This is a genomic window from Mesorhizobium sp. M5C.F.Ca.ET.164.01.1.1 (assembly GCF_004792125.1).
Taxonomy (GTDB): Bacteria; Pseudomonadota; Alphaproteobacteria; order Rhizobiales; family Rhizobiaceae; genus Mesorhizobium; species Mesorhizobium wenxiniae.
This window is the reverse complement of sequence record NZ_SRTG01000362.1, coordinates 1-325: the sequence shown is the minus strand read 5'-3', so window position 1 is coordinate 325 and position 325 is coordinate 1. Positions and strand designations below refer to the sequence as shown.

Here is a 325-nt window from a genome sequence, read left to right as displayed (position 1 = left end):
AGCGCATCCAGCGTGTCGGCGGCGTTCTTCATGGTCTCCCAGTCGGACTGGCTGCCCATGATGATGGCGACGGGGGGCGTTTCTGCTGTCACGTAATGTCTCCGGGCTCAGGCGATGATATCGGGAATGACCTGATCTTCCAGCTGGGTCATCTTGTCCTTGACGGCCAGCTTCTTCTTTTTCATGCGTTGTATCTGCAGGTCGTCGCAGCTGGTTTGGATCATCGCATTGATCGCCGCGTCATAATCCTCATGCTCCTGGCGCAGCCGCGCCAGCGTGTGCCTGATGTCCGCCTGGTCCTGATCGGGAATCTTGTCATCCCCAT

1 protein-coding gene and 1 pseudogene are annotated in these 325 nt (G+C 58.2%); both read right to left on the bottom strand.

The features are described 5' to 3' along the window. Positions 1-92 (bottom strand): annotated as a pseudogene (locus EN807_RS33820) (AIR carboxylase family protein); the annotation flags it as partial. A gap of 15 nt (positions 93-107) precedes the next feature. Further along, positions 108-311, bottom strand: a complete 204-nt coding sequence (locus EN807_RS33815; RefSeq protein ID WP_135938039.1) for a DUF465 domain-containing protein — start codon at positions 309-311, stop codon at positions 108-110. Positions 312-325 lie beyond the last annotated feature (14 nt).